10 protein-coding genes and 1 pseudogene are annotated in these 8,506 nt (G+C 71.9%); 5 read left to right on the top strand and 6 right to left on the bottom strand.

The genetic code is table 11. From position 1 onward, the window contains the following. Positions 1–304: 304 nt before the first annotated feature. Positions 305–436, bottom strand: a complete 132-nt coding sequence (locus WD250_16820; GenBank protein ID MEX2621878.1) for a hypothetical protein — start codon at positions 434–436, stop codon at positions 305–307. A 391-nt stretch (positions 437–827) separates the two neighbouring features. Between WD250_16820 and WD250_16815 the strand changes: the two genes are divergently transcribed. Together WD250_16815 and WD250_16810 are read left to right on the top strand one after the other, a co-directional pair. Then, positions 828–1,601 carry a hypothetical protein gene (locus tag WD250_16815; protein ID MEX2621877.1) on the top strand — a complete coding sequence of 258 codons (774 nt, stop codon included), beginning with the start codon at positions 828–830 and terminating at the stop codon, positions 1,599–1,601. Continuing rightward, a complete protein-coding gene (locus WD250_16810; GenBank protein MEX2621876.1) occupies positions 1,598–2,416 on the top strand; it encodes a DnaJ domain-containing protein in 819 nt (272 codons plus the stop codon). The genes WD250_16815 and WD250_16810 overlap by 4 nt, the downstream gene beginning before the upstream one ends. Before the next feature lie 64 nt (positions 2,417–2,480). Here WD250_16810 and WD250_16805 read toward each other — a convergent pair whose 3' ends face one another. Continuing rightward, entirely contained in the window at positions 2,481–5,543 is a 3,063-nt protein-coding gene (locus WD250_16805) for a DUF3427 domain-containing protein (protein ID MEX2621875.1), read from the bottom strand. Between the two features lie 207 nt (positions 5,544–5,750). Between WD250_16805 and WD250_16800 the strand changes: the two genes are divergently transcribed. Next, a complete protein-coding gene (locus tag WD250_16800) occupies positions 5,751–6,005 on the top strand; it encodes a hypothetical protein (protein ID MEX2621874.1) in 255 nt (84 codons plus the stop codon). On the opposite strand, the gene WD250_16795 is transcribed toward WD250_16800, so the two are convergent. The 3 genes and pseudogenes from WD250_16795 to WD250_16785 all read right to left on the bottom strand — a co-directional run bounded on the left by WD250_16795 (position 5,988) and on the right by WD250_16785 (position 7,319). Continuing rightward, on the bottom strand, positions 5,988–6,335 hold the full coding sequence (locus WD250_16795) for a type II toxin-antitoxin system VapC family toxin (GenBank protein ID MEX2621873.1): 348 nt from the start codon (positions 6,333–6,335) through the stop codon (positions 5,988–5,990). The genes WD250_16800 and WD250_16795 overlap by 18 nt on opposite strands. Continuing rightward, complete coding sequence (locus WD250_16790; protein MEX2621872.1) at positions 6,328–6,549, bottom strand: CopG family transcriptional regulator; 222 nt, start codon at positions 6,547–6,549, stop codon at positions 6,328–6,330. The genes WD250_16795 and WD250_16790 overlap by 8 nt, the downstream gene beginning before the upstream one ends. 242 nt (positions 6,550–6,791) lie before the next feature. Further along, positions 6,792–7,319 (bottom strand): annotated as a pseudogene (locus WD250_16785) (hypothetical protein). Between the two features lie 76 nt (positions 7,320–7,395). Here WD250_16785 and WD250_16780 point away from each other — a divergent pair. Further along, positions 7,396–7,692 carry a hypothetical protein gene (locus tag WD250_16780; GenBank protein MEX2621871.1) on the top strand — a complete coding sequence of 99 codons (297 nt, stop codon included), beginning with the start codon at positions 7,396–7,398 and terminating at the stop codon, positions 7,690–7,692. After that, positions 7,689–7,970 carry a type II toxin-antitoxin system RelE/ParE family toxin gene (locus tag WD250_16775; protein ID MEX2621870.1) on the top strand — a complete coding sequence of 94 codons (282 nt, stop codon included), beginning with the start codon at positions 7,689–7,691 and terminating at the stop codon, positions 7,968–7,970. Before WD250_16780 ends, WD250_16775 begins: the two co-directional genes overlap by 4 nt. A gap of 266 nt (positions 7,971–8,236) precedes the next feature. Here WD250_16775 and WD250_16770 read toward each other — a convergent pair whose 3' ends face one another. Then, positions 8,237–8,476, bottom strand: a complete 240-nt coding sequence (locus tag WD250_16770) for a hypothetical protein (GenBank protein ID MEX2621869.1) — start codon at positions 8,474–8,476, stop codon at positions 8,237–8,239. Between the last annotated feature and the right edge of the window lie 30 nt (positions 8,477–8,506).

Genomic DNA, 8,506 nt, shown 5'->3' with positions numbered 1-8,506 from the left:
ATCAGGATCCGGTTGAGCCGTCGGAGGACCGCCGCGTGCGGGCTGCCCTCGTCGGCGGCGAGCACGATGCGCCCGTCGAGCAGCTCGACCTTCTCGTCGGCGAAGTAGCCCTGCTCGCCGAGCGCCTCGTACTCCCACCGGTACAGCGGCCGGGTGCGCACGGGCTCAGCGGTCGTCATGCGCCCAGCATGGCCCGACCCGCAGCATCGCGGCAAGCACCCCGCCGCTGGCCTGGGGAGAAGACGCCTGGGGGTGTCCGCGCAGGTGGGCGATCAGCACGTCGCGAGCACCACATGTCGCCACTTCAGCGCACCGCTTCGCTGAACGCCTCGCAGTCGGGGTTGTCGCAGACGAACGCGGCGGGGATCCCCACCGCTGCGCCCGGCAGGGCCGTGACCCCGCACGAGGGGCAGATGGGGGCGTGGGTGTCGGTCACGCCGCCCCGGCTGCCGCCTCCACACAGGTGACGCCCTCGGCACCGACCGTCGCGCTGTGCGGGTGTGCGGCTTGCGCTCCAGACGGTCACCGGCGCTGAGCTCGACGTCGCCGCCGGGTGTATGGAAGGTGACGCTGCCGCGCACGCACACCAATGCCGGCGGAGCACTGCCGATCCACGGCACCCCCGTTATCCACAGGATCTTCCGTAGCGGGCAGAACGTGCGTCAACCATGGCCTACGGTCCAAACCGCCCACGACCGGGCAGAGGAGGACCTTGGATGGCATCAGGCCTCGAGCGATTCCGCAGAACGCGACGTTCCGGCGAGATCGAACAGTCAAGCGATGTTCCGTCCGCACGGGAGTGGGACGGGGCACTGACGGGGTCCCCCATGGAGTACTCGGCCAGGACCCTGACCGAGGAAGACAGCTGGGCGTTGCTGCCAGCCGACCTCCGAGCATGGGCCGAGCAGGTCGCGGGACCGCCGATCCGCGACTGGCGCACGCGCGCCGCACGACGATATCGGCACTGCCGGGTCGACCACACTGCAGCCGCACGCCCCGTACAGGGGTGCGCGACCTACGATCTCTGGCTCTTCGGCAAGGGCGGGCTCGCCGTCGCCACCGGGACCACCACCGCCCTAGACGATCGCACGGGGGCCTCATGGGGAGGAACCCGGTGGGCGCGGCCGGTGGACGGCACACGGATTCGCTCGGCCCACTTGAGCGCGGGTCGACCTCACACGGGCGCCCCGGCGGGCGGCCGGCCCGACAGAGCCGGGCTGCAGCTCGCCGCGGGCACCGCTCGCTACGTCCCGGTCGACGTCGCGCCATACCTGGGGAACCTGCCGGCGGGCACCCAGCGTCACCTGCTGGAACCGTTCGTATCAAGGGGGCGGATGCCGGAGCGCGCCGGCCTGCATGCCACCACGGCCATCGTCGCGAACCGCTACGAAGAGCGGTACAGCTGTTACCTCTTCGATGGCCACTGGGTCTCCTTCGCCGAGGCCTCACGCGGCGTGCCGTACGCCAGCGGGATGGCCGGCCCTGCGCTCTGGCACCACTCGCCCGAGAGCGCGCGAATCCGACACGAGCCCTGGCAGGTCGTCGCCTGGCATGGACCAGTCCGGGCGCCGGCGAACCCGAGCGCCACGTCGGGCCGATGACGGGCAACCCGTACGCCGTCCTCGGCGTCGACGAGGACGCCGACCTCGCAAGGATCGTCGCACGCCGCAGGGAGCTGATCCGGCGCCACCACCCCGACAGCCACCGCCAGCCCGACCGCGCCCGCATGACGAGGATCAACCTCGCCTACGAGCAGATCGCGACTGCGGAGCGACGACAGGTCACAGATGCCCGGCTCGCCCGCGAGCGGCGCGACCGCGACACCGACTCGCTGCGCAGCGATCCCGGCCCCCCACCGAACGGCGCGGGTGCCCGCGGCCCGTCCGGTACGAGTGGCTGGGGTGAGCCCGAGGAGGCGCAGGCCACCGGGTACCGGCAGCCAACACCGTCAGCAGGCGACTATATGGGCCACGTGTGGCGGCGCGCCCGCTGGCGCTGGCGGTGTCACGAGCGACGCCCCCACACCTGGTGCGGTCCCCCGCCGCGGGTGCGCGGGTTCCCCCGCGGGTTGACGTGGGTGGTCATGTGCCCCGACGGCACCTACCACTCCGAGCACCACGCGCCATCCCCGACGACAACCCGGTTGCGTCGCTTGGCGGTGGGGGTGGCCGCCCTGGTCTGGCTCGTCAACGCGGTATCGCTGTGGTCCGCGCCCGTCCCGGCGCCGTTCCAGCATGTCGACTTGTTGAGCATCATCGTCTGGGCCACGCTCGCGGTGATCGGCCATGAGACGCTGCGCCGCACGAAGCCGCGTTTCATTCGCTACACGGCATGGTGGCTGCTCGCAGCGGGGCTCAGTGGGGTGACGGCCGCAATGGCCTCGGCCAGTACCACCGCCTGGCAACCCTCGGCCTAGCCAGCCCGTCGGTGCTTTCCGGACCTCCAGTCCACAGACCGGCGCGCCGCCCCGCGGCCGCTCGTCATGCCGCCGCGACCTTGAACTCCTCGTAGAGGTCGGCGGGGATCGGGTTGCGCAGCCGCCAGGTGATCGCGATGGGCCGCTCGCCGCGGTGCTCGACGTAGTCGGCGGGGCCGAGCAGTACGTAGGGGCGGGTGGCGCCCCACGGGTCCTTCGGCGCGGTCCGCACGGCGAGGAGGATGCGCACCCCGTTGCGGCGCTGCTCGAGGTAGCGCCGGCCGGCGGGCGAGTCGACCCGGGTGGCGTTCTGCGACTCCCAGTGGAACAGCTCGCGGCTGATCGCGTAGTCGCGGTACAGGGTCGTCGGCGAGTAGTGCTGCTCGGTCTTGGCCAGGGTGATGAACAGCACCTCGGTCCGGGCGGGCTCGTGCCACCACGGGCCCGCCTGGTGGCTGTAGCGCACCCCCGGCACGAGCCGCCCGAACGCGGCGAGGATCTCGTCGCGCGCGTACGTCGCGTGCAACCGCAAGGGCACCTCGGCGTCGGGCAGCGGTATCGACGGCCGCGCGATGCGCTCACGCAGCAACGGCAGGGTCTCGACCAGCTCGTCGAGGACCGCTGGCGCGTCGAACAGCCCGCGCCAGGCCGCGTCGAGGTCGTCGGGCGCGGCGCGCAGGGTCCACATGGTGACCAGGAACATCCACGCGAGGTGCCGCTGGCGGTCGTCGGCGGGCACCGGCGGCCGGCCGGCGCGCAGCCACGACGCCAGCTGCTCGAGGCGCTCGACGTCGTCGAGGTGCAGCACGCGGCCGACGCCCTTCGCCAGGGTGGCCTCGTGCGCGCCGGCGGGGCGCTGCTCCAGCCCGGCGGCACGCCGCAGGCCCGCCCACCCGCCGACCTTGGCGACGTCGGCCAGCTCCACGCCCGCCTCGTCGAGGAACGTCGCCAGCGGCGGCGCGACCTGTCGCTCCTGCTGGGCGGCCAGCAGCCCGAGCTCGCGCGTCAGCGCCCGGCGGTTGACCAGCACCGCCTCCTTGAGGTGGGCCACGACCCACTCGCGGGCCTGGCGGTCGAGCTCGAGGTGGCAGCCCGAGGGCAGGTAGGGGAAGCCCTGCTCGGCGGCCGCGACGAGCTCGCGGCGCGAGATCCCGGTCATCGCCCGCAGCCGCAGGTCAAGCCGGTACTCGCGGCGGTGCTGGCCGACGAAGTCCAGGACCGTGCACACGTCCTTGTCGCGGTGGCGGCGCAGCCCGCGGCCGAGCTGCTGGAGGTGCACGGTCACCGACTCGGTGGGGCGCAGCAGCAGGATCGTGTCGGCCTCGGGGATGTCCACGCCCTCGTTGAACACGTCGCGGGAGAAGATCGCGGCGAGCTCCCCCGCGCGCAGCGCGGCGAGGTGGCGCTCGCGGTCGTGCTGGGCGGTCGTCGCGTCGATCGGCACCGCCGGCCAGCCGACCCGGTCGAACAGCGCGGCCATCGCGTGGGCGTGCTCGACGGTGGCGCAGAACCCCAGCGCGCGCATCCGGCGGGGGTCGCCGACGATGCGCTCGACCTGGCGCACGACCAGCCGGTCGCGGGCGTCGTCACCGGTGAGCAGGGCGCCGAGGTCGCCGAGGTCGTAGTGGCCGGCCTGCCAGCGCACCGTCGAGTAGTCCACGACGTCGGCGATGCCGAAGTACTGGAAGGGGGCGAGCAGCTGGCGGTCCAGGGCGTGCCACAGGCGCATGTCGAAGGCGGTGCGCCCGTCGGTCCAGCGGCGGATGTCCAGGCCGTCGGCGCGTTCGGGCGTGGCGGTCAGCGCCAGCAGCCAGCGCGCATCAAGGCTGTCGAGCAGCCGCCGGTAGGTGGCGGCCTCGGCGTGGTGGAACTCGTCGACGACCACGACGTCGAAGGCGTCGCCGAGGAGGCCGCGCGCCTCGGGCGACGACAGGGTCTGGATCGAGGCGAAGACGTGGCGGCCGGCGGTGGGACGGTGCCCGCCGACGAGCAGCTCGCCGAAGGACCCGTCGCCGAGCGCCTCCCGGAAGGTGCGCCGCGACTGCCGGAGGATCTGCTCGCGGTGGGCGACGAACAGCAGGCTCAGGTCGCCGTGGCCGGCCACCAGCCGCTGGTAGTCCAGGGCGGCGACCACGGTCTTGCCCGTGCCGGTGGGGGCGACGACGAGGTTGCGCGTCGATCCGTGGACGTCGCGCTGCACGGTGAGCGCGTCGAGGATCTCGTCCTGGTAGGGCCAGGGCCTCAGGGTGAGCCCTGACAGGGCCGACTCGGCGTCGGGTGCGCGCACGGCCGCGGTCGCGGCGGCGAAGCGCTGCGGGTCGTAGGGCTCGTAGTCGCCGGACTCCCACTGGGCGTCGAAGACCGTGGCGACCTTGGCGAACAGCACGTCGGCGCTGGCCTGCGACAGCCGCACGTTCCACTCGCGACCGTCCATCATCGCCGTGCGGGTGAGGTTGGACGAGCCGACGTAGGCGGTGCCGAACCCCGAGTCGCGGTGGAAGATCCACGACTTGGCGTGCAGGCGGGTGACCGCGGTGTCGTAGGAGACGCGGATCTCGACGCCGCGGCGGGACAGCTCGTCGAGCGCGCGGGCCTCGGTGGAAGCGGTGTAGGTCGTGGTCAAAAGCCGGACGGGGACGCCGCGGGCGGTCGCGGCCTGGAGCTCGTCGATGATCAGGCGCACGCCGTACCAGCGCACGAACGCCACGATCAGGTCCACCTGGTCGGCGGAGGCGAGCTCCTTCTTCAGCTCGGCCGCGAGGTGCGGCTCGCCGCGGGCGTTGACGAGCAGGTCGTGCGCGGACAGGGGGATGTCCGGCGCCGCGGGCGGTCGGGCGACTCCGTGCGCTGTGACAGCCTCCAAGCGCCGTGGCGGGCCGGGGACCGCGGCGTGGGCCTCGCCGATGCGCTCGACGAGCTCGTTGACCAGCGTCAGCCGCTCCGCGTCGTCGAGCATCCCCAGCGCGCGGGCCAGCACGTCGGCGACGTGGTGCGCCAGGCGGGTCGGCTGCTCGCCCGGGTCGAGGTCGTCGGTCCAGGCCCGCCCGGCGAGCCGCGCGGCCAGCTCCGCAAGCCGGCGGTCGACGACCGCGTCGTACCGGCCTGGTGGCAGCTCGCGTTCCCGCATGGGCGACACACGCTATCGGGCTTGACCGGCAACCACCCGCCAGGAGCGGCAAGCCATCGTCGAGCGTCCCGACCCGCCGCTTCGGCAACTACGGTTTCAACCCCCGCTGGGAGTCGGTTGGTGGCGATCGCGGCGCGGGGTTCGCTACGACTGCGGTGGTCGGCACCACCAACGGGGAGGACACCCTGCCCCACAGACAGACTGCTCGTGAGGATCGCCGCGCTCGCTCTGGCTGTCACCGCATGCGGGGCCGGCGAGGACCCCGCGGTGGAGCGCCCGCAGGAGACCGCCCACATGGCCCACGTCCTGCCCGACGACTCCGCCCTGTGGGTGGCCAACATCGGCGTCGAGACGCTGACCGAGATCGCCCTCCACCTCGACGCCGAGAGCTTTGAGGTCGGCGAGGAAGGCGGACATGGCTCTCGTGGAGCCGCACGAACGCCCTCACCGCAACGCGCGTAGGCGCAGCCCCTGTACGGGTTGGAAGTGGCGGCGGTTGCGGGTCGCCAGGCTCAGACCCTGCTCCAGGGCCGTCGCTGCGATCAGCGCGTCGGGCATGCGCAAACCGCTCCCACGCTTGATGCGACCCGCACGCTCGGCGATAGCCCGGTTAACAGGGAGTTCGCGGAACGGGGCGAGCAGCTGGGAGATCTGAGCTGTCGCCGAGCTCCCGGCGAACAGCTCGGCGCGGGTGATGACCGAGTAGTGCAGGCGGTGTTTGCCTGGCCTCAACTCAGCCGCGCCCCGCAGGTGGTCGACGAACAGGTCGGTGTCGACCAGGACGTCAGGCATGAGCCCATTCGTCGCGGTCGGGATTGCGGGCATCGGGATCTGCGCCGAACGTCGCTGCGAGTGCCGCGCTTGGGTCCGCGTGCACGTCGGCGAAGTATGCGTTCAGCGCCCGGCGCACAATCTCGGCAAGGGTCACGCCCTCGGCCTCGGCCAGGGCGTCGATCCGACGGCGCTGCTCCTCGGAAAGGTAGACCTGGGTCCTCGTCGCTGACATACAGCACAGTATACAGCACGACACCCCGGGAGGGCGCTTGCACGTTGCGCTCTTTGAACTTCACCCGCGCCACGGGTGAGCCTCCGGTGGCGATGCGTCGGTGGGTGCTGCCCGAGCGATGTCCTGACCTACGCCGCCCACCGGCGCCAGGTGGTGCGGCGGATGCTGACTGCCGCCGGCCGCGACATCGACGAGTCCGGCGATGCCGGCCCCCGGGCTCTCGTCCACCTCTGTGGGGAGGCTCAGCTCCAGACCCCTCGCCCGTGACTCGTGCACGATCGGTGCGCCGAACACGTGGGCGGACACTGGTCCAGCCGCCAGACGCAGCACCTCGTCGGGGTCGGCCCCGTCGAAGGGCACCGCCTCGACCAGTCGCGGCGCCCCGAGGTGACCGTTCCGGTCTTGTCCAGCAGCACGTACTCGGCGCGGGCCAGGGTCTCCAGGGCCCCACCGCCCTTGACGATCACCCCACGCCTGGCCAGCCGGGAGATCCCAGCCGTGATCGCGATCGGGGTCGCCAGGATCAACGGGCAGGGGGTGGCGACGACGAGGACGGTCAGTGCCCGCACGGGATCTCCCGACCACGCCCACGCCAGTCCCGCCACCAGCAGCGTGATCGGCACGAACACGCCGGCTGCGCGATCGGCCAGCCGCACGAACGGGGCGCGTTCGGTCTGCGCCTGCTCGACCAGACGGACCAGGCCGGCGTAGGTGCTGCCTGCCGCGGTGGCCGCGGCACGGACCTCCACCCGGGTGCCCGCGTTGATGGCGCCGCACGTGCAAGACCCCTACGGCAGCTTGTGTTAACATGTACATCGCTACGAAGACACCGGATGGGGGCGCGCCATGGCTGACAGCACCTTCACGTTTCGCGTCGACGACGCACTCAAGGCGGCATTCGCTGAGGTAGCAGCAGCCCAGGAGCACACGGCAGCGCAGCTTCTCCGCGTGCTCATGCGCGATGCGGTTCAGCGTTGGCACGAATCGCAGGGACACGATGCCTGGTTCCGTAGCGAGGTCGAGCACGCGGTCCGCGAGGCCGTCGATCCAACGGTTGATCGCATCCCCCATGATCGGGTGCTCTCGAGTTGGCGCCAGCAGCGGGCTGAGCTGGAGCGGCGCGCAGCCGGTCGGACTGCGTGAGGGTCGAGTGGCTGCCTGAGGCCGAACAGAGCCTCGCGGTCCAACTCGAATGGATCGCTGAGCACAACCCGCGGGCGGCCCTCGACATGGGGGATGCCATGCACGCCGCGGTGGGACGGCTCGCCGACTACCCAGCGATGGCGCGGTCGGGGCGAGTCGCCGGCACCCGCGAGTTGGCCGTCGTAGGCACCCCGTACCTCGTGGTCTACCGCCTCGAACCGGCGGCTGTGGTCATCCTCCGCATCCTGCACGGCGCGCAGCGCTGGCCCCGCGACTGAAGAGCGCCCCAGCACGGTCCTTGGCCCGAAGGTACGCAGTCAACGAGGCCAGCGGGCGCTTCCTCGGCCCTCGATGGTAGCTACCGATGCCGGCGGATCTGCGAAGGTTGCGAGGACTGCTGGAACCACCGAACGCCCGCGGATATCTCGTGATTGTTGCTTGACGCCTGAACAGCCGTGGGAGGCGCAACGCAACGCTGCAGAGCCTCCGCCCATTGGCAGCAGCGTGTATCGGGTCGGTCCTGCGCCTCTTCGCGGGTTTCGGGTCATCGGCAGATCCGTGGTGGTGCGTCGACGTTTCTGGGGCGCAGCTGGACGACAGCGCCATGGGGGGCCCGGAACTCGGCGAGCTCAGGTCCGAGCCGGGTGAGCACCCCGTCCTGTTCGGGGTCGGACCATCCGGGGGGCGGACCCAGGCCTGGCTGGTCGTCGCGGTAGAGCGGCTCGATGACCTCCCACCAGCGCCCGTCGATCTGCGCGGCTTCCACGCCACAGTGGACGTACATGGAAAACGGCACGGATTCGGTGGAGGCGCA

It is taken from the genome of Egibacteraceae bacterium, assembly GCA_040905805.1.
In the GTDB taxonomy this organism is placed as follows: Bacteria; Actinomycetota; Nitriliruptoria; order Euzebyales; family Egibacteraceae; genus DATLGH01.
This window is presented reverse-complemented; position numbering and strand designations above follow the sequence as displayed.